The sequence below is a fragment of the Pseudoxanthomonas sp. JC1303 genome, assembly GCF_058448525.1.
On sequence record NZ_CP185958.1, the window covers coordinates 1592866 to 1615395 of the forward strand.

Genomic DNA, 22530 nt, shown 5'->3' on the forward strand with positions numbered 1-22530 from the left:
TGCAGCGCAAGATTGATCCGCTTGGCGAGGTTAGAGAATCGCCTATGATCTGATCAGGCTATGTAGGAATCAGTGCACAATGCGCGGCGCCGAGTTTGCGGAACTCAAGGCCTTCGTGGCCGTCGTCGACCGGGCCAGCTTCGCCCGTGCCGCCGATCACCTGGGGCTGTCGCGCTCCGCGCTCAGCCAGATCATCCGCCAGCTGGAAGCCCGGCTCGGCGTGCGCCTGTTGAATCGCACCACCCGCAGCGTTTCACCGACCGAGCCCGGCCGGCGACTGCATGAGCGCATGGCCCCCCTGCTTCGCGACATGGACCAGGCCGTGGCGCAGGCGGTGGGTACGCGCGCACGCGTGGCAGGCACCCTGCGCATCAACACGCTGAGCATGGCGGCAAAGCGCGTGCTCGCGCCGCGGCTGGGGCGTTTCGCGCAGGCCAACCCCGATGTCGTGCTCGACATCGTCATCGACGATGGCCTGAGCGACATCGCCGGAGAAGGCTTCGATGCCGGCATCCGCGTCGGCGGCCGACTGCAGAAGGACATGGTGGCGGTCCGGCTGACGCCGGACTTCGAACTGCTCGCTGTCGCTTCGCCCGACTACCTGGCCCGGCATGGCGAGCCCAGGACGCCAGCGGATCTGAGCCGCCATGCCTGCATCAACTGGCGCTTCCCCGGCAGCGGCAAGGTCGCCGGCTGGCCCTTCAAGAAAAAGGACAAGGCCATCGAGTTCTTCGGCGAGGGACAGGTGATCTCCAACCATCAGGACATCATCGTGCCCGCCGCGCTGCAGGGACTGGGCATCCTGTATGCGTACAACGACGCGGACATCGCCGAAGCACTGCAGGACGGACGCCTCAGGCGCGTCCTGGCCGACTGGTCGCCGACGGTCCCCGGCCTGTTCCTCTACTACTCGAGCCGGCGCTACATGCTGCCGGCGCTGCGTGCCTTTATCGACTGCCTGCTGGATCGGGATATCGGGAATGAAGCGCCCGCGAAGCCAGGCACTTCCCGATGATCGATTCGGCAACCTAGTCGCGCTGTTTCGACACTTCAGCCTCGGTGCTTGTGAGCTCTGCGCTCCGGACGGCCTCAGGCGGCGGCGGTGCGCGCGTCTCGCCGGGCAGCGCTGCCAGTCGCCCACGTGCCGGCCTGATAGGCCAGCAACGGCACGGCCCAGCTGCCCCACAGCATCCACGCGATCAGGCCCGGCGATGGCGCGATACCCTGCGCCACCACGGCCGCAAGCGCCAGCCGGAACACGGCCGGGGCCAGCGTCACCAGATACGCGCGCAGCATCCAGCGCCGGTGCGCCGCCACGTCGCGACGCAGGATGGCCACCAGGCCCGCACCGCCGGTGACCAACCACGCCAGCTGGGTTGCGCTGAAGGCCACGCGGATGCCCATCGGTGCCGGCGAGGTCGCGATCAGGCCGACCGCGCCGACCATGGCCACCAGCATCGCGGCGAAGTACACGCGACCCGACACGCGGTGCACACGCCACAGCCGCGGCCAGCGCTGGGTCAGCAGCTGCACCAGTCCCAGCAACACGCCCACGCTTCCCCCGGCCAGGTGGCACCACAGCCATCCCTGCCGCGCCACGAACATCGCATACGCCGGCGACGCCGGCGAGGCGTATTTCCCATACGCCGCATGCAGGAAGCTGCCGCCGACAACGGCCAGGCCCAGCCAGAGCAGAACGCCGGCCATGCCGGTGACGCTCGCCCCGCGACGTGCGCCGCGCGCCTGCGCTTCGACTCGGTATGTCATTGCTCGCTCCCCCATCCCATCACGCGGCCGGCCCGGCGCAACGCTAGCACCCTTGCAGGGGGGCCAGCTCGACCTGCCGCCCTTGCTTGCAGATCGTTCAAAGGCGGCCGCGATGGTCCACACCCGGACCTCAGGCGGCGCGCGGAGGACGGCGACCCAGGCGTACCAGCCCGTTGTTTTGACCGTGGGATGCGACCCCGCGCAGGCCGCGCATGACTGGATGGCCAACGAAGATCCAGCGCCCGCGTTGGCCCTGACACCACGCACCGCACCAGGCGTACATTAGCCGCGCACGCCAGGGCCCTGGCGATGCCAGACCGATCCAACCGCCGAACGCGAGGGTGTCATGAGCAAGGGAATGGACCAGAAGAAGACCCAGAAGAAAGAGCCGACCAAGACGCTGAAGGAAAAGCGCGCGGCCAAGGCTGAAAAGAAGAACAAGTAAGCGGCTTTCCCCGGCCAGCCTGATCGGCTTGCGGGACAGCGGCGGCGCCGGGTGGCAACACCCTGGCGCCGTTTTTATTTGCCCGGGCTGAGGCTCGGGATCACGAGGGCAGGTTGGCGCGAATCCGCACGGCGCGCCGGTACGACGGTGGCGCGCACTGAACCATCTCACGTCGCCCCGTCCGAGCACTTGCATCATCCTGGAGATGGCGCCGGTCCACGCCGGGCGTCACCGGCGGATCCAGGTGGTCATCCAGCAACGATCCCGATGCCCGTCGGTCGCTACCAGGGCAGCGTGGCGTCGAAGCGATCGACGTAACGCAGGCCTGGGCGGCCGTGGTTCTTTTCCAGCGTGTCGACCACGCGCGGAATGGCCTCCTCGATCGAATAGGTCGCTTCGTCACCGCCCATGTCCGTCCTGATCCAGCCCGGGGCGACCACGAGCATCGCGCGGCCATCGTGGGGGCGCCGCGCGGCGAAGCACTTCATCAGCATGTTGAGCGCGGCCTTGGTCGAGGCATAGAGATCCCAGGCGCCGCTGTTTTGGGTGATGCTGCCAAGCTCGGAGGACATCGCCGCAATCGTCCCGTGGGGCGCGACCAAGGGTTCGAACAGCTCGATCAGGCGCATGGGTCCCAAGGCGTTGACGAGCATCATGTCCAGGAAGTCCTGCTGGGGTGCCGTGCTCGCGGTGGCGGTGATCGACTTGGCGATGCCGGCGTTGACGAAGAGCATGTCCAGGGAACGGCCGGAGAGGCGGTCGCGCAGGGCCTGGACGCTGGTGGCCTCTGCAAGGTCGACGCGCTCGGCTTCCAGGCTGGCGGGGAAGCGCTGGGCGACTTCATCCAGCGCCGCGGACGGGCCCCGGGTGGTGGCGATGACGTGCCAGCCGCGCTGGCAGAACGCTTCAGTCAGGGCCAGGCCCAGGCCGCGCGAGGCGCCGATGATGAGGATGGTGTTCTTGGGGGGCACGGAAGATCTCCGGGGTTGGGGCGGCCGGTTGGAGCGCCGATCAGGCAGGGCCGTGTGGATCCCAGGGTGGACGGCCGAGACGCCGTGCGCGGCACGCGTGGTGTCATGCGTGACGCCCCGCGCGGAGCGGGACGGACTCCAGGGGCGGCCGGCGGCACGGGGCTCACCGGGGCGGTGCGCTACGCCGGGCTGTGCGGTCACAGGGCGCGGCCATCATGCAGGGCGCTGGCCTGGGACTGAAGCGAATCCAGGGAAGTAGACTCTTGACTCGAATGCACGAGTCGGCCGATGGCCAGCGCGCTGAAGTCGTGACCGTTGCGCCCGCGGGCGTGTCTTGGCCAGGAGAGGTGATGCAGTTCGATGGTCGATTGCTGGGTGGCGTGAGTCTGCTGGCGGCGGTGGTCGAAGCGGGGAGTTTTGCCAGGACGGCCGAGCGCCTGGAGATGTCGCCTTCGGGTGTAAGCCGCGCGATCGCCCGTCTGGAGGCGAGCGTGGGGATCCGCCTGTTCGACCGCAACACGCGCTCGCTCCGGCTGACCTCCGAAGGCCAGCGGTTCTATGAGGAGGTGATACCGCACCTGGAGGCGATCGGGATGGCCGCCGGGCGTGCCTCGGGAGCCGCCCACCGTGTCGAAGGGCGGTTGCGCGTGCAGGTCGATCCGTTCTTCTCGGCGTTGGTCATGGCGCCGCATCTGCCCGCATTCTGCCAACGCTATCCGGACCTGCACATCGAGGTGTTGACCCGCGAGGTGATCGGCGATCTGGTGTCCGATGGCGTGGACGTGGCGGTCCGGTTCGGTCCCCAGCCGAGTTCATCGCTGGTCGCGCGACGCCTGCTGGAAACCCGCATCCTCACCGTCGCCGCACCGTCCTACCTGGAGCGCTGCGGGAGGCCGGCCACGCCGCAGGAGCTGGAAGCCCATGATTGCCTGCAATTTCGCGATCCGCAGACCGGCCATCCCTTTGACTGGGAATTTCAGAAAGGCCGGGTGACCCTGCCGGTGGCAACGCGCGGAACGCTGCTGCTCACGGACGTGGGAACGATGATCAATGCGTGCGTGGCAGGGGCAGGGATTGCCCAGTTGATGTCGCTCGGCCTCCAGCCGCTCCTGGCGTCCGGAGCGCTGGTGGAGTTGTTCCCTGACTGGCCGGACGAGGTGTTCCCGCTCTATGCGATCTATCCCTCGCGTCGGCATCCGCCGGCCAAGGTGCGCGCGTTCCTGGACTTCTGCCTGCAGATCACGCGCGCTTCGGGAAGCGGGATCGGACTCTAGGGTTTCCCACGTTCCCATGCCGTCAGCGTCATCCGGCCCAAGACTACTGGCGGCAGCGATCGCATGCCATCAAGCCGGCGCGATACCAGCTCCAACGGCCATGGTCTGACCAAGGCTTCGCTACCGATCCGTATCGCCGAATATGGCTTGCGCGTGGCGCACCCGGGCTGCAGCCATTGCTCGATACTGGTGTCCTCGCAGTCGAACCAGCAGGACCCATAGCCACGCGCCATGACGCACCGGGCGGTCTTTCAAGCCTTGACCGTAATGGATGCGACTGGAGATCGCGAAAACCAGCTCGACCTTCATATGCCTGGCATAAGGGCTGACCAGCTGTCATGCGCTTGAGACCGTGAAAGGGATCTGGACAACACCACCTGATGCTCGATTTGCGCCGGATCGCGCTGTGGTTCGGCTCAGGGCCGATGAAGGGGCCCGATTTGACGCCCTTGACGGAATTTGCGCCTTACAGGCGCACGGGTCCCTTCGCCGGCTGCAACTGCCGGCGCGCCGTCCCAGGTTGGGCAGGGCGAGCAACGTCAAGACCCGCGCGGTGTTCTTGTGCCAAGCCGCGACAACGCACCTTGGGATAGCCAGACTGGGCGACGGTTGGCCAGCCAACGAATCGATGCGAGATCAGGAAAAGTGCGCCTGGATTTCCTCGAGCCCTTGTTCGCGCGTTTCCACGCCACTCCGCCCCAGCATGATCGCGGATGCCGCCATGGGAAGGCCGAGAAGCGCCGCTGATAGGGCAAAGTGATCGAAGAATCCGACGATTCCCAGCCCCGCGCCGAGAATACCGCCGAACTTGGAACTAGCCGCAATCACGCCCGAACCTGTTCCGCGCAGGTGCAACGGATAAATCTCGGCCGCATAGGGAATCAGCATCGCAATCACGCCGCTCACGCTGATCAGCAGGGCGGCGATCGCGGCCGTGGTCAAGAAAGCAGAATATACGGACATGGCGGCAAGCACGGCGAATACCAGCAAGGAGACCGACGTAAGTCCCAGAAACAGCACCAGCGATTTGTAGCTGCTCCAGCGGTAGTAGAGCCAGATGACCAACGCGATGCCTGGAAGAGCGTAGATCGCCGACTTGGCGAGCAGCGCGCTGGTGGCCGCCGAATCAATGCCCAACTCGGTGAGGTTGGTCGGAAGCCATAACAGGAATCCGAAGTTCACCAGCCCCCATGCCGTACCTGCGACCAACAGGCTCCATGAAATTAGCGCATGCCGGCCGCGAATCAGATCCCGGGTTCCAGCGATCGGATGCCCTTCTTCGACGACGGGGGGGGCCGGGTGTGCGCTGTCGTCGCGCTCGACTTGTTCGCTGGATCCTGCGAAGCGCGCGAGCAGGGCACGCGCTTGCGCGTGCATGCCCATGCTCCAAAGGAAACGCGGCGATTCGGGAATGAAGCGATTGAGCGCGATGATTACCGCGCCGGTCGGCAGCCCCAGTAGCCACAGCACGCGCCAGCTGAACATCGGCTCCAGGACCGCTGCCGCGCTGGACGCCAGCAGGTAGCCACCTGACGTTCCCAGTCCGCCCAGTGCGACGAGCAACCAGCCGCGATGGCGGGCGGGAACGGCTTCGGCCATGAGGGTAAAGGTAATGGGCAGCAATCCGCCTGCCGATGCTCCCATCAGGAAGCACATCGCCAGATTCCAACGGAATGAAGGCATCGCGCCGCAGATTGCGGTGCCGATGAACATGAGCGCCGACAAGAGGATCGCGGAGCGCCGACCAAAGCGGTCTGCCACGCGGCCCCACACCACCGAGCCAACCGTTGTGCCGGTCAGCGCGAACAATGCGAGCAGACTGGCGCCTGAGGTCCCCATGCCATATTCGGCGCGCATGCCCGGCATCACGAAACCGAGCGTAGCGGGCTTCATGACGTCGATGGCAAGTGCGACGACAAGCACGGTGACCAGGGTCCAATGCTCGCGGTTGAGCGATGCCCCATCCGCTACATGGAAGCTCAGTGGCGCCGCGCCGGCGCCCAGCTGCGTGTCCTTGGGCGGGCGCGGCAACATGCCGTAAGCCGATAGCGCAAGCCCGAGCGGAATGATCGCCATGCCAATCAACATCCCACTCGTCATCGGCATGCCGACCATGTGCCAATGTGTATATCGGCCCATCATGAACATCGGGCCATGCGAGAGAACACCCGCCGTGATCAAGGCGCATCCCATCCAAAAAGCAATGGGATGATGGAACGAAGACCCAACTCGGCGCATGATGCCTCCCCTGTGCGGGGCCATGGTAGCACCCTGGAATCGCCCGACCTTGGCCGCGCAATGCTCGCTATGCCTCCCGCAATCGAGCGGAATCGCCCCGACGGGTTCCAATCAGAACGCGCCTGCGTCTTTGGTTGAAGCGGGGGTGCGGAGCGGATGTCGGGCACTCTGCCCGGACATCTGTCCTGGAGCCTGGCCTCCCAGCGCCCAGCTGCTTCGAGTACGAAGATGCTGTGGTACGGCGGTCAGTCGTGACGGGGGATGGACGTCGGAGTGCGGCCCGCTGCTCCGGTGCACGGTGCCGTATCCGCCATCTGAGACCGCGCCTGGAACCTCGCTGCCTGGTCAGCACCGCGAGGGCCCTGCTGGCGCTGTCCTCACTGCCGCCACGGCGGCGCGGCGAACATCTCGATGAAATAGCGGGCCACCGCTTCCACCTTCGCCGGGCGGTTCTGTGTGGTGGGGGTGACGAAGTACAGACCGCCGTCCGACTGCTTCCATTGGGTCAGCAGTGGCACGAGCCGCCCGTCGCGCAGGTATTCGGCGGCGATGAACTCGGGGAGCGCGGCGACGGCCTGGCCCGCCAGCAGCACGGGCAGCAAGGCCTCCGAATTGGTCACTCGCAGGCGGCCCAGGGGATGCACGGTTTCCTTCCTGCGCCCGTTGCTGAAACGCCAGGTATCGCCGCCGGCGCGCAGCGCGAACGCAAGGCAGTGCGCCGGATCCAGATCGCGCGGGTGACCGGGCTGGCCGTAGCGGGCGACATAGCTCGGTGCGGCCACCGTATAGCGCGAGACCGGACACAGGCGCCGCGCGGCCAGCGTCGAATCCGGCAAGGAGGCGATGCGCAGGGCGGCGTCGAAGCCCTCCCCGACCAGATCCACGACCGCGTCGGACAGGTGCAGGTCCAGCGACAGCTCCGGGTAGCGTTCGAGCAGGCCGGGCAGCAGGGGCGCGATCCAGCGCACGCCGAAACTCATGGGCACGGCGAGGCGGACGGTGCCACGTGGTGACGCCGATTGGTCGCGTGCGATGGCCTCGGCCTCTTCGGCATCGCGATACAGCTGGGTCGCCCGACCCAATAGGTCCTGGCCGAACCCGGTCAGTGCGAGTTGCCTTGAGGTCCGATTGAACACGCGTGCGCCCAGGCGCGTCTCGAGCCTGGCGATACCGCGCGACACCGTGGGCACCGAGAGGTCCAGTTCCCGCGCCGCGGCGGCGAAGGAGCGGCATTCGGCGACCTTGGCAAACAGCGCGAGGCCTTCGAAGTCGGGAAGCTTGGACATGAAATTCCTGAAACGATGGCTTTCAGATGATTCTATTTTGTTGAGGGTGTGGGGTCGATACCTTGTTGGTCACCCACCACTTGTCGAGGTTTTCCTCATGTCACTCAAGCTCAACAACAAGATCGCCCTGGTCACCGGCGGCACCACCGGCATCGGCCTGGAGGCGGCGCGCCAGTTCGCCCTCGAAGGGGCCACGGTGTACATCACCGGTCGCCGCAAGGAACAGCTCGATGCCGCGGTGGCCTCGATCGGCGCCAATGCGAAAGGCATCCAGGTCGATTCGGCCAAACTCGGCGAACTCGCGCATCTGGCGCAGACCATCAAGGCCGACCACGGCCGCCTCGACGTGCTGTTCGTGAACGCAGGCGGCGGCAGCCTGGTCCCCTTGGGGGAAATCACCGAAGCGCACTTCGATGACACCTTCGATCGCAACGTCAAGGGCACTTTGTTTACGGTGCAGGCGCTGCTGCCGGTCCTGGCCGAGGGCGCCTCGGTCATCCTCACCGGCTCGACCGCCGGTTCCACCGGCTCGCCGGGCTTCAGCGTCTATGGCGCGTCCAAGGCAGCGGTGCGGGCCTTGGTCCGCAACTGGATCCTCGAAGTCGACAAGGCACGCAAGCTGCGCTTCAACATCCTGGCGCCGGGCCCGACGCGTACGCCCGGGCTGGTGGAACTGGCCGGCCCGGATGCCGCCCAGCAGCAGGGCCTGCTGGACTTCCTGGCCACCCAGGTGCCGTTGGGACGCGTGGGCGAGCCGATCGAGATCGCGCGCGCCGCCGTGTTCCTCGCCTCCGACGATGCCAGCTTCGTCAACGGTGCGGAGCTGTTCGCCGATGGGGGCCAGGCGCAGGTGTAACTGCGCGCATCGCCGGCGGCGCGCGTGGCTGGATCGAGCCGGCAACGCGCGTCTGCGGTCCACGCGGACACGCAGTCCATGTCGCCCCTTCAGCACGGCGCGGGGTGCCGAGGCCCGCACATCACGTCACCTTCCGAGCCGGGCGGTAGCGTGATGCGCGTTGGCACGGCCAGTGGCGCAATCGCCTGCCCCAACGCAGAGGACTCGGCATGGAACACCCCAGTGGGAACACGCAGCGCGGTGTCACCGTGGCTGCCCGGATCGGCTACACCGCCAAGGGCGTGGTCTACCTGCTGATCGGCGGCCTGGCGGCGATGGCGGCGTTCGGCCTGGGCGGTCAACGCGGCGGTGCCTCCGAGGCCATCACCCACATGGCCGCCCAGCCCATGGGCACCACGCTGCTGGTGTTCCTGGCGGTGGGCCTGATCTGCTACACCGCCTGGCGGCTGATCCAGGCCGTGCTCGATTCGGAAAACAAGGGCAACGACGCCAAGGGCCTGCTGATGCGCGCCGGGTTCGTCATCAGCGGCCTGAGCTATGCGGCGCTGGCCTGGCGCTGCATCAGCCTGCTGATGCACAGCGGCAGCGATTCCTCCAGCACCCCGCAGCGCACCGCCATGGTCATGCAGCACGCGGGCGGGCTGATCGCCGTCGGCCTGGTGGGGATCATCATCGCGCTGGTGGGCGTGGCCCAGTTCCGCCGCGCCATCAAACGCGGCTATCGCGCGCATTGGCATACCGAGGACATGCCGGCCCATCAACTCAGGGTGGCCGAGGGCATCGCCCGCTGGGGGCTCTCTGCGCGTGGGCTGGTCTTCCTGATGATTGGCGGATTCCTGTGCCTGGCGGCGCTGCAGACCGACCCCAGCGAGGCCAAGGGCCTGGGTGGCGCGCTCACGACGCTGGCCCAGCAACCCTTTGGGCCCTGGCTGCTGCTGGTGGTCGCGCTGGGGCTGGTGGCCTATGGCGTGTACTGCTTCGTCAATGCCCGGTATCGCGATACCAATGCCTGAATCGCAGGGCCAGCCGGCCATACGCGTCCGGGCGTCAGGGCCTGGCACATGCACGCCGCTGGTGCTGCCGATGGCGGACGACCATGCAGGTCATTGGCGCCTTGCCCGCCGGGACGGCGCCGCCACGCAGCCGGCGAACCGCTCAAACAAAAGCCCAGTGCGCTGGGTCCGGCCCCGTGGCTTGCACCACCGAGGTCCCGGCGAAGTGCGAGCTGAAATACAGCCCACGCGTGTCGGCCACGTACGCCAGCGCCCAGGCGCGCGAGCGCCGCGCCTGCTCCGCCTCCGCGCAGAAGACCGCGTTCCACGCCGGATGCCGTAATTGCAGCGGATGGTGCATGACATCGCCGCCGAACAGCGCCGACGCACCCGCCGACGCCAGCCCGATCGACATGTGGCCCACGCAGTGCCCGGGCGTTGGATGGAAGTGGAAGTGCGCATCGACCGCGCCGCCGCCATCGCCGATGCGCTGGACCAGGCCTGCCTCGATCAGCGGCAGCACGCTGTCGTCAAACACCATTCGGCGCGACGCGCCTTCGTCGCTGGCGTAGAAATCCTCTTCGGCCTGCGCATAGACGTAGCGTGCGTTGGGAAAGGTCGGCACCCACGCACCATCGACATTGATGGTGTTCCAGCCCACGTGGTCCACGTGCAGGTGGGTCAGCAGCACCATGTCCACCGCCTCGGGCGTCACACCGGCATGCGCCAGCCTGCGCAGGTAGTCGGTGTTGAGTTGGTGGAAGATCGGGTTGAACGGTCGCGACTTGCCATTGCCGATCCCGGTGTCGACCAGCACCGTCTTGCCGCCCACGCGCACCAGCCAGCTATGCACGCTCATCAGCAGGCGCTCGCCGTCTTCGCCGAGGTGCTCGGGCCGCATGGGCTGGGCGTGGTCCCGCACCGCCTCGTGCGTCCAGTCGGGAAAGATGTCCGGGCCTCGCAACGTGTCCAGCACGCGGTCGGTGATGCGGGTGACGCTCGCCTCGCCCACCGTGTACACCCTGGATTCGGTCCTCAGGTCCATGTTGGTTTTCCTGTGCATGCAAGGGGATGGCGCCGACGGTCCGGCGCGTGCGGATCCGCACCCGGTGGCACCGGGTCATCGATCCGGCCCGCTGGCCACAGCTGCAGAGGTCGCGCGCGCATCACCACAAGGTCGTGGTGTCACGCACCGCCGAGCGCCATTGCAGCCAGCCGCGGGCGGCCGGGCGAGTATGGCGCCGGCGCGCGGGGCGCTGGTGTCGCGCCCGACACAGACGTTTACAACTGTTACATGGCGCGCTGGGCCTTCGCCTCTTGGACGCGCAGCCAACCGCATGCGCGGCCGCCGCCGCACAGGTCTGGGCGGCGGTCGGCCGGGCGCCTCCCCGCGCCCGGCGTCGCCTCAGCAGGATTTGTAGACGTAGCCGGCGCCGGTGTTCGTGGTGACCGCGCGGTCGCGGTAGATCACGGAGATGTTCTGGCCGCGGGCCTTGCAAGCCGCGTTGTAGAAGCTGATCGGATCGACCGGGTTGCCATCGGCGTCCTCGGTCACGTCGTTGTATTCGATCTCGTAGACCTGCTTGCCGTAGACATCGGTGTAGTCCTCGCACTCGGACCACACCTGGCATTCCTCGGCAATGGCGAAGTCGAAGCCGATCTTGGTATAGCCCTGCAGCGACAGCTCCGGCGCGTTCTTCTGCGCCACCGCCAGGTTGGCCTGGTGCGCGCGTGCGGCGATCAGCGTGGCGAAGGCCACATTGTTGGCCCGCTTCAACAGACCCGACGAGCGCGTCCACGAATCCAGGTTGTCCGGCTCCACCGCATTGAAGCCCGCCGCGGCGCAGCCGTCGATCCACGGGCCCACCACCTGCATCAGCGCGGTGCGCTTGGCCGCCGTGGAGGTGTCGAACAGCAGCTCGCCCGGCCAGTTGGGGTCTTCCAGGTACTTGCCGTTCTTCTTGACCAGCAGGTCCGGGTGGTTCTTTTTCCACCACGCGGTCTCGCCGGGCTGGGTCTGGAAGCCGTTGATGTAGCAGATGTTGTACTTGCCCGTGGCCGGCGCGTCGGTGCGGTCCCGGTCCACGATGGCCACGTCGGCCTTGGGCGTGTACGCCCCGCCCAGCTGGTAATCGAACTTGCCATTGGCCGGGGGCACCGTCACCGCCAGGCCCACGCCCGCAGTGAACAACGCCACCGTGCCCACCATCGTTGCCAACGAACTGCGTACCGCGCCATGTCTTTTCATCTGCCTGCTCCGTCCGGGGATGTGCGAAAGGCGTGGCGGACAGGGCCCACCCAAGGCGCCTGCGTCCTGTCCACGCGCGCCGGCCGACCGGCCCGCGCGCAGCGAACATAGAGCGAAAACGAAACTACACGCAAGGTAACGAAACGTTAAACCGACAAAAGAAGGGCCTGATCGACCAGAAAGCGCAACCTGTCACAGCGCGGAGGCGACCGGTCGACCCCCTCGGGCACGCATCGTCATGGCGCGCTGACGTCTCCAGTTGTCCCCTCGCATGCGCCCCCATGCTCGGCATGGACCATCACGACGTCCGTCCCCGGGCTGAGGGAACACGCGAGAGGGACTCCTTGCCGGACCGCCGCCCGATGCGCGCTCCCCGGTCAGCCCGCTCGGGCCGCGCCCCGGATGCTGCCGCCGAGATGCAAGCGCTCAAAGCACCCGGAAAACGCGAAGCGACCGCAAGACCATTGCCCTGCGTCGCTTGATGGACGCGACGCTTCCGTGCCTGGTCATGCGCCACTGCGTAAAGCCAACCCGCGGCCAAGAGCGCGTCCGCTTCCTTGTCGTGCGCGTGACGCTTCAGCCGGTCAACCGCGTCCAATTGGCGTGGGCGAACCCGGCCTTGCATTGATCGGAGAGCCCGCAGCGCTCCAGAAAGGCCCTCGCCTCATGGCCTGGACGGTACTGGTAGGGAAAGTCGGTCGAGAACAGCAGCCGCTCGGCCCCGACGATGGCCACGGCACGCTCCAAGAAGTGCGGGAGGAACATGCCGCTTGCGGTGACATAGAGGTTCCTGCGCAGGTACGTGGCGATCGGATGTTCAAGACCGGACACACGATCCATCGCGGCCAAGCGTTCGGCGTAGAACAGCACCAGTTCGCCCCAATGACCGAGGATCACCTGCAGGCTCGGCAAGCGGTCGAACAGCCCGGCAAGGACCAGGCGGATGAACTGGAGGCCGGCGTCGTAATGCCAGCCAAGGCCGTAGGTGGCCAACGCCGCATCGACCTCCGGCGAGAAGCCCGAGTAGTAAGCATCCCGCACCGACGGGGCGGGCACGCGGGGGTGCAGGAACACTGGCACGCCCAGCGCCGCCGCCGTCTGGAAGACCGGAAAGAAGGCAGGAGCGTCCAGGTGGCGCTCGCCGACCTTTCCACACAACAGCACGCCCTTGAAGCCCAGCGTCCTGACGCAGCGCTCCAGTTCGCGGGCCGCGGCCTCGGGGACGGCCATCGGCAGCGTCGCCATCGCCTGGAAGCGGGTCGGATGACGGGCAACAGCCGCCGCCAGCGCGTCATTGGTGTGTTTTGCCAGCTCCACACTGTCCGCTCCGAGATCGTGCAGCGCCGGCGTGGTCAGGGACAGCACCTGCACGTCCAGCTCGGTTTCATCCATCAATTCGATCCGGCCTTTGCCCAGGTCCAGCAGGCGGCCCTCGATCACGCCGGAATGGAACGCCACGCTTGGATCGGTGGCCTCTAGGCCTGCCGCGCTCCAGGCCTTGAGGACGTCGTGGGTCAGCACGTGTTCTTCGATGCCGATCAATTTCATACAACCTCCTGGCGTTTACTCAGCTCACCCTGGTCTCTGCCGCGGGAGGTCGCGCCGGGCGCCTTGGCCAGCGCCCGGCCCCCGTGCAGCGCATCACGGTCCGCAACCGCGGCTCCAGCGACCACCCTCCGTTCCGCGCTGACAGGCGCGGCATCTGCCCGTGTCACCAACGCACGGTGCGGCCCACGCGGTCGAGGTATTCCAGCCCCGGTTTGCCCTGCTTGGAGAGCAGGGTGTCGACGATGTCGGGGACGGTTTCCTCCACGCTGAACGGTGCCTCCGGCCCGCCCAGGGACGTCCGGATCCAGCCGGGCGCCAGCAGCAACATGGCACGCGATTCCCCTGCGTGGCGGGCCGCGTAGCTGCGCATGTATTGGTTCAAGGCGGACTTGCTGCCGCGATAGACCTCATGCCCGCCCTTCTCGTTATCGGCAATGCTGCCCTGCCCGGACGACATGATCCCGATCAGCCCGTGCGTGGGCACCAGGTCCTGCAACGCCTCGATGACGCGCATCGGGGCGAGCGCGTTGGTGACCATCACACGCGTGAATTCCTCGGTGGAGACCTCGGCGATGGTTTCTTCCTGGTGGGTGTTCGCGGTACCGGCGTTGACGAACAGGATGTCGAAGCTGCGACCGGACAAGCGCTCGCACAGTGCGGCGATCTGCGCCTGATCGGTGACGTCGAGCTGTTCGATCTCCACGCGGCCGGCGTGGGCATCGGCCAGGTCATGCAGTTCGGTCCTGCCATGTCCGCGGACGGTGCCGGTGACGTCCCAGCCCCTGCGGAGAAGTTCGGCCGACATCGCCGCGCCCAGGCCACGCGACGCCCCGACGAGCAGGACGCGCGGGCGGGATTCAAGCTGATTCGCGTTGTTCATGGCGTACACCTCTCAACGATGGGTCTGCCATCGATTCTGCGGGTGGATCAGTGCATGCACCAGACGCGTGGGATGCAATAATCGAATGCGTCTGATGCACAGTTGATCCCGGACCTTCATGAGCCAGCACGTCGACCTGAACCTCCTCACCGCGTTGGACATGCTGCTGACCGAGCGCAACGTGACACGCGCCGCGCGTCGTTTGGGCCTGAGCCCCTCGGCCATGAGCAGGACGCTGTCCAGGCTGCGGCTCGCCACCGGCGATCAACTGCTCGTCCAGGCCGGCAGAACGCTGGTGCCAACGCCCTACGCCGAACAATTGACCGCGCAGGTGCATGAACTGGCGCGCAGTGCACGCGCCGTGCTTCAGCCGGCGAACAACGACCTCGACCTGAAGACTCTGGAGCGGACCTTCACCCTGCGGGCCAACGACGGGTTCATCGACCTGATCGGCGCCTCGCTGATGGCGGCGATCGCCCAGGCCGCGCCGCGCGTGCGCCTGCGCTTCGTTCCCAAGCTCGACAAAGACGCACAGCCGTTACGCGACGGCATGATCGACCTGGAGATCGGGGTGATCGGCACCAAGGCGCCGGAGTTGAAGACGCGGCTGCTGCTGCAGGACCGGTTCGTCGGGATCTGCCGGACCGGACATCCGCTCCTGGCAAGGCCTGGCATCACCGCGAAGCGCTACGCCAGCCATCGGCATGTGGTCGTATCGCGCAAGCGCCAGTTTTCAGGTCCGGTGGACGATGCCCTGGATTGGCTGGGCCTGCGCAGAACGGTCGTCATGGTCGTGCCCAGCTACACCAACGCCATGCGGATCGTGCGCAATTCGGACCTGATTGGCCTGGTTCCGCGTTCGAGCCTGGGCAGCGGATCGCCCGAAGAGATCGCCACCGACGCGGGCCTGCAGTACTTCGAGCTGCCGGTCCGCACCCCGGCGATCAAGGTCTCGGCCATCTGGCACCCGCGCCTGCATGCAGACCCCGCCCATCGCTGGCTGCGCGACACCGTCCTGACCGTCTGCAAGGAGACGCGCCTGCGCGACTGATCAATCGATCAGTGCAGACGCGCAATCTCGATCCGCCAGCGCGCACCACGACAACTCCGCCACGCCCGGGCGCGCCGAGCTTCCGGCGACGGATGCCCAAGCTCATCCGCAGCGCGGTTCACCGCTAACAAGCAGGCGGACGGCCGCTGGCATGCGGGCGGAAAAGGGGCCGCAACAGGCAACTGGCACCAGCGCAGGCGTGGCGGCCCCATGCCAGGCGCCAGCGGTGGAACGAGCCGGCATGGAGCGAAACCGCCACCCCGCGAACAACCCTGAGCGACCAGCCCGACGCGACCACTAACCATTGCCCAATGGGCTGCCCTCGCACAGCCGCTGCGTATAGATCGTATCGACCAGCACACGCACCTCGTGGGCCGCGTTGAAGATGCTCTCGCCCAGCGTGCTCAGGCTGGCATCGTCCATCTGCGCGCCACTGCAGACGGTCACCATGTCGCTATGCGCGCTGATCGTGCGCAGCAGCTGATGGAACCGGTCGATCTGCGCCAGCGTCGCGCCGAATGGGTAGACCGCGCTCGGCGGTGCAGTGGCAGTGGCAGTGGCCTGGGCTTTGGCGGCTTTTCTCAAGGCTTTCGGACTCGTCACGGCATCCTTCCTCGACATGGCGGACGGGGTGTCCGCAGTCCGAATTTATCTGGTTTTCGGATATTTGAAAAGGGGATATAGCGTCGGTGCTCCCGCGCGACGTTCCCCGCCATGTCCACCAAGTCGATCCATAAAGCGGAGTACGCAATTCTGCTTCAGCAGCTGCGCGATCTTCGGCTGGCTGCGGGGCTGACGCAGGCGGGGCTGAGCGCCGCACTGGGCCGTCCCCAGTCCTACGTCAGCGATGTTGAACGCGGCGGGCGGCGGATGGATCTGCTGCAACTGCGTGATTTTTGCATCGCTTGTGGCAGCTCTCTCAAGGCGTTCGTTTCAAAGTTTGAGCGAGCACTGGCCGGCTGACCACAGGGGGCGTTCGTTGGTGCGGCGCCGCACTTGATCGCTCACGGCAGCCTCGCTGTAGCCGCAGCGCCTTAGGCGCTCCCTTTACTCACCTGGGCAACCTCGTTCACCGCTGACAGCCGGGCCCACCGAGGTCTATCGTTCGCGCGGGGAACTGGAGGTCTTGCATGGGACGCAGGCGCAAGCAGAACGGGATCGAGGTATTCGCCGCCTTGCCGTGGCCGCTGGGTGTGGCCGCCGGCCTGATCGGCTTTCGCGGCGTGCGCTACGGCTTTACCTGGTGGATGAGTCATCAGGGCGGGCTGCTCACGCAAGGCTTCAATCAGGGCATGGGCACCCTGCTCTCGCCGCTGGCGTGGTTAGTGCTGACGATCTGCTGGATCGGCGCGGCCGCGCCGTTCGTCTGCGCCCACCGCCGCCGCAAGCTGTTTGATGCGCGCACCGATCTTGAAAGCCTCCGCCAAGGCGGCTGGCGCCAGTTCGAGCCGCTGGTGGGCGAAGCCTTCCGCCGCCAGGGCTACGCCGTGGAGGAAGCCGGCCTGGGCGGCACCGATGGCGGCATCGACCTGATCCTGCGCCGCAACGGCCAACGCACGCTGGTGCAGTGCAAACAGTGGAAGCGCCAGCAGGTCGGCATCAGCGTGGCGCACGAGATGGCGGGCCTGCTGGCGCACCATCAGGCCGATGCGGTGAGGATCGTTTGTATCGGGTCGTACACGCAGGACGCCGAGCGGTTTGCTCAGGGCAAGCCGATCGAGATGATCGGTGGAGAGCGGTTGCTGGAGATGATCCGGGCTGTGCAGCGGGAAGGTGGTGTATCGCCCTCACTGCAGGCGCGGATCGAACCGGTGGTTAGGCCTGCGGTGGTCATGCCGGCATCGACCACATCGCCTGTCTGCCCGCGTTGCGGTAGTGCGTTGGTGCGACGGACCAATCGTCGTACTGGGGAAGGCTTTCTTGGGTGTAGTCAGTTTCCGAGGTGCCGGGGGGCTGGTTAAGGTTAAGGGTAAGGGTAAGTGAACATGACCCTATTGGTCCTGTTGGTCGGACCCCTTTAGTCGCTGCCAAAGCAAGAGCATGGAGGTACTAAAAATGATCGTGGGCATAAATCGTCTAAAGCAATTCGGCATCTTCAGCGATTTTAACGGGACAAAAATCCAGAAGTTCGGCCAATACAATCTTATCTATGGCTGGAACGGAACAGGCAAGTCAACCCTTTCTAATCTATTTTCTTGCTTTGAGCTACGCTCGATAGTCCCTCGCTTTAGTGGAGCGCAGTTTTCAGTCGCTTTAGAGGACGGATCAACGATCACGGAAGCAACACTCCATACGTCCCAATTGAATATTCATGTTTTCAATCAGCGCTTCGTGCATGAGAATATTGATTGGGATAAATCCGTAAAAAGCATCCTTCTTATTGCGAAAGAGAAGATTGATGACTTGCAGAAGCTGGAGAAGCTGAAGGGAGAGCTTCAGTCAAAAAAGAAGGCTCACTACGACAAACAAAGCGATATCACGAAGCAGCGTGAGGCATTGGAGAAATTTCTGACCAATGCTGCCAAGAAGATGAAGCTTGGCCTTCAGGCGATTGATACGAGCGACAGCTATTACTTGAATTACGACCGGCGCAAGCTCTCCAACTTCATTCAGAATAATGGCGCTGCCATCACGAAGGCGGAGTCAGTTCTTCCAGATGACAAGGTTATCGACCTTACGAATGCCGCCAAGCCAGACCAGCTTCCAAGCATTGCTTTCAGCTCAACGGCCATTGAGCCGGACTACTTTAAGAAGGCGGCGGGTCGCATCAGAGATTTGATTGGGACTACGGCGGTCAATCAAGCTATCCAGCGACTGACTGATAACCCGGACATCCGTGAATGGGTTCAAACAGGCCTGAAAATCCATAAGAACCACGATTCACAATCCTGCGAGTTCTGCGGCTCTCCGTTTACCCAACTTCGTGCCGAGGCACTTGCTGCTCACTTCAGCAAAGAGTTCACCGAGTTTCAGAGCCGACTTCAGAGCGCGGCGACTTGGATTGAGTCTCAAGGCGCCCCAACCAATCAGTTGCCCGCTACAACAGAGTTTTATAAAGAACTATCGGCCGAGGCAGAGCAGCTCCAAAAGGACTACGCAACTGCTGCTGAGAAGATCGACCAGCAAATGGACGGATGGCGGGAGGCCCTGAGGGCCAAAATCACGGACCCTGGGAAGACAGACATTCAGATCTCGGATGTGTTTGAAGGCGATATCACCAATTTCAATGACATTCTAAAGTCGATTGTTGCGCTCGTCGGCAGGCACAACAATAAGACTTCAAACTTCAAATCTGAGACATCAAAGAGCAAGGTGGCATTGGAACTTCACTTTGCCGCAGCTGAGGTGCAGGAATTCGACTATGCTGGAAGTGAGAAAAAGTGCAATGACCTTGAGGCTGAGGCAAAGAATGACCACAAGGAAATTGAAAAGCTTGGTCAGGAGATCGGAGCGATAGAGGCGCTGCTCTCAAACGAAACGGTTGGGGCAAAGGAATTCAATGACATCTTGCATCGCTTCATCGGCCGATCCGAGCTTTGCCTGAACTTTAATCAGAAGAAGAAAGGCTATGAGATCATTAGAAACGGCGTGGGTGAGCATGATGGGAATTTGAGCGAAGGCGAGAAGACTGCGATTGCCTTTGTTTACTTCATCACGAAGCTCAAGGAAAACGGAAACAACATCAAGGACACGATTGTCGTCGTAGACGATCCTGTTTCAAGTTTTGACTCCAATCACCTCTTCCACGCCTACTCGTTCCTGAGAACTCAATGCACTGAAGCTAAGCAGCTTTTCGTGCTGACCCACAACTTCACCTACTTCAAGCTGGTGAGAGACTGGTTTACTGGCACTAACAGGAACCGAACTAACAAAAACAAGGCCAAGAATTGCTTCTTTTATCGCCTGGATGCGCCACCTGGCTCCCCTCGTCACTCCCTGCTTGTGGATGCCGACGACTCTCTGAAGAATTACGGATCGGAGTACCACTATATCTTCAAGAAGCTCTATGAATACAGGGCACATACGACTCTCAATCGAGATGAGGCATTCTTGACCGCCAACCTCGCGCGCAAGCTAGTTGAATCGTTCTTCACCTTCAAATATCCAAAGCGGCGAAGCGACATTAGTCAATTAATGGAGGTCGGCCTGAAAGGCTGCACCGTCACGACACCAGAGCTTAAGGAAAAAATCTACCGCTTTATCAATAAGTATTCACATAGCGATGTAATTGAGATAACCGAGGATTCGGCAGAAAGCTTGGCTGGTGAGAGCCACAGCGTCATTGGCCACATCTTTCAGTGGCTCGAAGAAGTAGACAAGAAGCACTACGACGAGATGGTTCTTGTCGCAACCGCCGATGAGAGTTGACGTGTGACTAACGAGGTCAGGTTCTAAGGTATCCCCACGTTTTACAGCACCAGCGTCATCTGTTCGTGCACTGCCGCAGGCAGTGCACGCAGGGGGGAAACAGGGGTCAGAGTACACTTTCTTATAAGCAACGCCCTCCGGTTTTGAGTAGCCCCAGGGTTTGGAGTCCAATTCCCTCCCATCAGGAGATTGGACATGAAGACACTTTTCACCGAAGGACAGATCATCGGCTTCCTTCGGGACGCAGGCCGAAAGCCTGGCGGCCAGGGGGTGGGTGTAACCCCCTTCACGCTTGAGGTTGGCTTGCCCCCCGGTGCAAGGGGTAACCTGATGGCAACCCAGCACCGAGTGTGGGACATGGAAATCTTTGGCAAAGGATGCTGCGCAGTTGCCCTTGCGACGGGAGCGATGCTCGCTGGGTTAGCGGCGTGCGCAGCGCCATCAAACGCGCACCAGGAGAAAACGATGCAGGACGCAACCGCTTCGGACCTTCAACGCGAGCAGGACCGCGTAGCCGCCTTGGTCGATGCTGCCGCATCCGGGGGGTCGGCGCCGAAGGAGCCGTGGAAAGGCTACCCCCAACTGTCCCCAGGCCCCGAGCTCACCCCTGATCGATTGCTTCAGCAAGTCGAGGCATTGGCCCAAGAGGTTCGCACTTACAGCGATTCCGATCCGAGCAAGGTCGAGCAGGTGCTGGGGATGGCGTTGCCTGCAGATGTCGAACACGAGCGGAAAGGGGTGGCCGGGCGTGTGGGCAAAGGGAATTACACGTGGGCGGTTTGGAAGCCGTATCCCGAGCGTCCAGGCCACATCGTCGAGCTCACCCTGACGCCGGACGCATGCCTGGCCTACGAGGCAATGAAGGCTCCTCTGGTGGCCGACGGCTTCCGGGTATTTGTGCCCACGTTTGGTGACGACAAGCGGATCACGTTCGACAAGGCGGTGGGGGCCTCTCTGGGCCTCTACATCGCCGCCACTCCGGACAGCAGGGACGCGCCAACGTGCGTAACGGTCGTGAGCTTCGAGCTGGATCGCCGCGATGCTTGACCCTCGCCTGGAACACATGCTCCAGGAAGCCGAGAGACAGTCTTCCTTGCCTCCGTGGGCAGCTAAGAACCTGCGAGAAGCTGTGGAGTCGTCGCCCTACTTGACCGAAGTCATGACCAAGGCCATCGACAATGGCGACTTGAAGCACATCAGCGTGTCAAAGACCCCGAACGAGGGCGGGCATTACAGCCACGAGGCGCGATCAATCAGTATCAATGCTGATGTCTTCTTAAGGCCCAAACCGAAGAGCGAGTGGACCAACTGACCGGCATCTTGGGACACGAAACGGGACATGCCTTGATGGCCCGTTCCAATGAGATGAGCACCTACAAGTTTTTCTACGATGTCGAGCAGTCCCTCAAGGAAGGCACACGCTATGGGGACGCCACTGTGGACATCACCCCAATGGCAAAGGATTACGTCCAGGCATCGCGTCAGAATGAAGCTCTAGCGGAGCTGGTTTCGATGAATGCCGTGTCCAGCCGCGTCAAGCACAAGAGCCCCAGCGCGAGCGATGGCTACCTGCTGCGGCGGCTAGACCCCACCACCCCCTGCGTCACCAACGGCCGATTGGAGCCTGGCATTGCGTTGGACGATCGAGGCATTGTTCTGACTGGGGGCAAGATACAAAGCTCGGCAGTAGACGCGGTTGGCGCATGCCAGTTCGACCGGTCGGGCGTTGGCTTGGGAGTGCTGGGGAAATCGGACTACAACGATTACTACCTGTCCTACGTGGTATCGGCTGCGGCAACCGTTGCCCGGGACTTGGACCAATCGTCCACCCAATCGATTCCACGCGTGGGATTGAACATGGCCGAGCTTGGCAGTTCGCCTGCTCAAGTCGAGGCGGCTGGCATTGATCTGGGCGGTCAAGGCAGGGCCTTCGGGTTCACCGACACCTCCGGCGGTCAGCTTCGGCTCGTTGAGGTCAGACAAGTCGGGCGCGTGGGCACGGGGCATCCGGATATCGCGCCCGACGCGATGTCGCGCGCCTCATCGGTAGTGCTTGCGGACAACCCCGCCCACGCCGACCACAACACATACCAGCAGATCCACTCCTGGGTGAAGGGAACGGGCAACTGGAACGAGGAAGAGGGCCGGAACGTCACGGCGTCGCTCTACAAGCAGCAGGTCGATGACCCTCTCATCAAGCGAGTGGATGCCGTGACCGGTGCGTTAGGCAAGGACGGAGCCCAGAACGTGTTTGCGGTCTACGCGCCGTTCGGTATGGACAAAGGCCCGCTGTTCCATGCCCACGTGGACGGGCGCCAGGCAGCACAGGAACCCGCTCAACAGAACCTCCAGCAGGCCGAAGTGCTCCAGCAGACCCAGGCCCGGCATCAGACGATGGAGCAAACCCAGCAGCAGGGGCAGGAGTTGCGGATGTCGATGTAGTTAGGGAAGCAGGGTCAGAGCACACTTTCTTATAAAAGATGCACCCTAACTCCACGCTCGCACCGAGCCTGCGACCGCGAGGAAATCCGACCGTGCTTCGCCGGCGCGGTGAGGAAGTGTCAGGCGCCATGGCGCTCGCTTCATGCGATGGACCACAGGGAAAC

The 22530-nt window shown here is 64.1% G+C and carries 20 protein-coding genes; 11 read left to right on the top strand and 9 right to left on the bottom strand.

What is annotated here, in order from left to right:
* Positions 1-79: 79 nt before the first annotated feature.
* Entirely contained in the window at positions 80-1015 is a 936-nt protein-coding gene (locus ACORQU_RS06985) for a LysR family transcriptional regulator (RefSeq protein WP_491644127.1), read from the top strand.
* A gap of 74 nt (positions 1016-1089) precedes the next feature.
* Here ACORQU_RS06985 and ACORQU_RS06990 read toward each other — a convergent pair whose 3' ends face one another.
* Together ACORQU_RS06990 and ACORQU_RS06995 are read right to left on the bottom strand one after the other, a co-directional pair.
* Entirely contained in the window at positions 1090-1767 is a 678-nt protein-coding gene (locus ACORQU_RS06990) for a DUF2306 domain-containing protein (RefSeq protein ID WP_491644128.1), read from the bottom strand.
* A 726-nt stretch (positions 1768-2493) separates the two neighbouring features.
* Positions 2494-3183 carry an SDR family NAD(P)-dependent oxidoreductase gene (locus ACORQU_RS06995; protein WP_491644130.1) on the bottom strand — a complete coding sequence of 230 codons (690 nt, stop codon included), beginning with the start codon at positions 3181-3183 and terminating at the stop codon, positions 2494-2496.
* Positions 3184-3398: 215 nt separating this feature from the next.
* Here ACORQU_RS06995 and ACORQU_RS07000 point away from each other — a divergent pair, with 215 nt between their 5' ends.
* Positions 3399-4457, top strand: a complete 1059-nt coding sequence (locus ACORQU_RS07000; RefSeq protein ID WP_491644132.1) for a LysR family transcriptional regulator — start codon at positions 3399-3401, stop codon at positions 4455-4457.
* Between the two features lie 636 nt (positions 4458-5093).
* On the opposite strand, the gene ACORQU_RS07005 is transcribed toward ACORQU_RS07000, so the two are convergent.
* On the bottom strand, positions 5094-6695 hold the full coding sequence (locus ACORQU_RS07005) for an MFS transporter (protein WP_491644134.1): 1602 nt from the start codon (positions 6693-6695) through the stop codon (positions 5094-5096).
* A gap of 377 nt (positions 6696-7072) precedes the next feature.
* Positions 7073-7981 (bottom strand): LysR family transcriptional regulator, encoded by a 909-nt coding sequence (locus ACORQU_RS07010; protein WP_491644136.1) that lies wholly within the window; start codon positions 7979-7981, stop codon positions 7073-7075.
* A gap of 97 nt (positions 7982-8078) precedes the next feature.
* Here ACORQU_RS07010 and ACORQU_RS07015 point away from each other — a divergent pair, with 97 nt between their 5' ends.
* On the top strand, positions 8079-8837 hold the full coding sequence (locus tag ACORQU_RS07015) for an SDR family oxidoreductase (protein ID WP_491644137.1): 759 nt from the start codon (positions 8079-8081) through the stop codon (positions 8835-8837).
* 209 nt (positions 8838-9046) lie between these two features.
* A complete protein-coding gene (locus ACORQU_RS07020) occupies positions 9047-9850 on the top strand; it encodes a DUF1206 domain-containing protein (protein ID WP_491644139.1) in 804 nt (267 codons plus the stop codon).
* 142 nt (positions 9851-9992) lie between these two features.
* Here ACORQU_RS07020 and ACORQU_RS07025 read toward each other — a convergent pair whose 3' ends face one another.
* From ACORQU_RS07025 to ACORQU_RS07040, 4 genes are all read right to left on the bottom strand, one after another.
* A complete protein-coding gene (locus tag ACORQU_RS07025) occupies positions 9993-10874 on the bottom strand; it encodes an MBL fold metallo-hydrolase (RefSeq protein ID WP_491644141.1) in 882 nt (293 codons plus the stop codon).
* A 360-nt stretch (positions 10875-11234) separates the two neighbouring features.
* Positions 11235-12077 (bottom strand): endo alpha-1,4 polygalactosaminidase, encoded by an 843-nt coding sequence (locus ACORQU_RS07030; RefSeq protein ID WP_491644142.1) that lies wholly within the window; start codon positions 12075-12077, stop codon positions 11235-11237.
* Positions 12078-12653: 576 nt separating this feature from the next.
* Positions 12654-13625: an amidohydrolase family protein gene (locus ACORQU_RS07035; RefSeq protein WP_491644144.1), complete on the bottom strand. Its 972-nt coding sequence runs from the start codon at positions 13623-13625 to the stop codon at positions 12654-12656.
* A gap of 163 nt (positions 13626-13788) precedes the next feature.
* On the bottom strand, positions 13789-14505 hold the full coding sequence (locus ACORQU_RS07040; protein ID WP_491644146.1) for an SDR family oxidoreductase: 717 nt from the start codon (positions 14503-14505) through the stop codon (positions 13789-13791).
* Positions 14506-14623: 118 nt separating this feature from the next.
* Between ACORQU_RS07040 and ACORQU_RS07045 the strand changes: the two genes are divergently transcribed.
* Positions 14624-15556, top strand: coding sequence for a LysR family transcriptional regulator (locus tag ACORQU_RS07045; protein WP_491644147.1), 933 nt, complete (start codon positions 14624-14626; stop codon positions 15554-15556).
* A gap of 297 nt (positions 15557-15853) precedes the next feature.
* Here the strand turns inward: ACORQU_RS07045 and ACORQU_RS07050 are convergent, their stop codons facing one another.
* Complete coding sequence (locus ACORQU_RS07050) at positions 15854-16159, bottom strand: hypothetical protein (protein WP_491644149.1); 306 nt, start codon at positions 16157-16159, stop codon at positions 15854-15856.
* Between the two features lie 111 nt (positions 16160-16270).
* Here ACORQU_RS07050 and ACORQU_RS07055 point away from each other — a divergent pair, with 111 nt between their 5' ends.
* From ACORQU_RS07055 to ACORQU_RS07080, 6 genes are all read left to right on the top strand, one after another.
* On the top strand, positions 16271-16519 hold the full coding sequence (locus ACORQU_RS07055) for a helix-turn-helix domain-containing protein (RefSeq protein WP_491644150.1): 249 nt from the start codon (positions 16271-16273) through the stop codon (positions 16517-16519).
* Positions 16520-16686: 167 nt separating this feature from the next.
* Positions 16687-17517: a restriction endonuclease gene (locus ACORQU_RS07060; protein WP_491644152.1), complete on the top strand. Its 831-nt coding sequence runs from the start codon at positions 16687-16689 to the stop codon at positions 17515-17517.
* A gap of 94 nt (positions 17518-17611) precedes the next feature.
* Positions 17612-19924 (top strand): ATP-binding protein, encoded by a 2313-nt coding sequence (locus ACORQU_RS07065; protein ID WP_491644154.1) that lies wholly within the window; start codon positions 17612-17614, stop codon positions 19922-19924.
* Between the two features lie 195 nt (positions 19925-20119).
* Positions 20120-20971, top strand: coding sequence for a hypothetical protein (locus ACORQU_RS07070; protein WP_491644156.1), 852 nt, complete (start codon positions 20120-20122; stop codon positions 20969-20971).
* 112 nt (positions 20972-21083) lie between these two features.
* The gene (locus ACORQU_RS07075) at positions 21084-21236 is read left to right on the top strand and encodes a hypothetical protein (RefSeq protein ID WP_491644158.1); all 153 of its coding nucleotides are present in this window, start codon (positions 21084-21086) and stop codon (positions 21234-21236) included.
* Positions 21224-22366, top strand: coding sequence for an XVIPCD domain-containing protein (locus ACORQU_RS07080; RefSeq protein WP_491644160.1), 1143 nt, complete (start codon positions 21224-21226; stop codon positions 22364-22366). Before ACORQU_RS07075 ends, ACORQU_RS07080 begins: the two co-directional genes overlap by 13 nt.
* Positions 22367-22530: the final 164 nt, after the last annotated feature.

What these genes read in the sequence shown, in the direction of transcription:
- ACORQU_RS06985 (WP_491644127.1), top strand. Translation starts at nt 80, where the DNA reads ATGCGCGGCGCCGAGTTTGCGGAACTCAAGGCCTTCGTGGCCGTCGTC.
- ACORQU_RS06990 (WP_491644128.1), bottom strand. Translation starts at nt 1,767, where the DNA reads ATGACATACCGAGTCGAAGCGCAGGCGCGCGGCGCACGTCGCGGGGCG.
- ACORQU_RS07000 (WP_491644132.1), top strand. Translation starts at nt 3,399, where the DNA reads ATGCAGGGCGCTGGCCTGGGACTGAAGCGAATCCAGGGAAGTAGACTC.
- ACORQU_RS07005 (WP_491644134.1), bottom strand. Translation starts at nt 6,695, where the DNA reads ATGCGCCGAGTTGGGTCTTCGTTCCATCATCCCATTGCTTTTTGGATG.
- ACORQU_RS07010 (WP_491644136.1), bottom strand. Translation starts at nt 7,981, where the DNA reads ATGTCCAAGCTTCCCGACTTCGAAGGCCTCGCGCTGTTTGCCAAGGTC.
- ACORQU_RS07015 (WP_491644137.1), top strand. Translation starts at nt 8,079, where the DNA reads ATGTCACTCAAGCTCAACAACAAGATCGCCCTGGTCACCGGCGGCACC.
- ACORQU_RS07020 (WP_491644139.1), top strand. Translation starts at nt 9,047, where the DNA reads ATGGAACACCCCAGTGGGAACACGCAGCGCGGTGTCACCGTGGCTGCC.
- ACORQU_RS07025 (WP_491644141.1), bottom strand. Translation starts at nt 10,874, where the DNA reads ATGGACCTGAGGACCGAATCCAGGGTGTACACGGTGGGCGAGGCGAGC.
- ACORQU_RS07030 (WP_491644142.1), bottom strand. Translation starts at nt 12,077, where the DNA reads ATGAAAAGACATGGCGCGGTACGCAGTTCGTTGGCAACGATGGTGGGC.
- ACORQU_RS07035 (WP_491644144.1), bottom strand. Translation starts at nt 13,625, where the DNA reads ATGAAATTGATCGGCATCGAAGAACACGTGCTGACCCACGACGTCCTC.
- ACORQU_RS07040 (WP_491644146.1), bottom strand. Translation starts at nt 14,505, where the DNA reads ATGAACAACGCGAATCAGCTTGAATCCCGCCCGCGCGTCCTGCTCGTC.
- ACORQU_RS07045 (WP_491644147.1), top strand. Translation starts at nt 14,624, where the DNA reads ATGAGCCAGCACGTCGACCTGAACCTCCTCACCGCGTTGGACATGCTG.
- ACORQU_RS07055 (WP_491644150.1), top strand. Translation starts at nt 16,271, where the DNA reads ATGTCCACCAAGTCGATCCATAAAGCGGAGTACGCAATTCTGCTTCAG.
- ACORQU_RS07060 (WP_491644152.1), top strand. Translation starts at nt 16,687, where the DNA reads ATGGGACGCAGGCGCAAGCAGAACGGGATCGAGGTATTCGCCGCCTTG.
- ACORQU_RS07065 (WP_491644154.1), top strand. Translation starts at nt 17,612, where the DNA reads ATGATCGTGGGCATAAATCGTCTAAAGCAATTCGGCATCTTCAGCGAT.
- ACORQU_RS07070 (WP_491644156.1), top strand. Translation starts at nt 20,120, where the DNA reads ATGAAGACACTTTTCACCGAAGGACAGATCATCGGCTTCCTTCGGGAC.
- ACORQU_RS07075 (WP_491644158.1), top strand. Translation starts at nt 21,084, where the DNA reads ATGACCAAGGCCATCGACAATGGCGACTTGAAGCACATCAGCGTGTCA.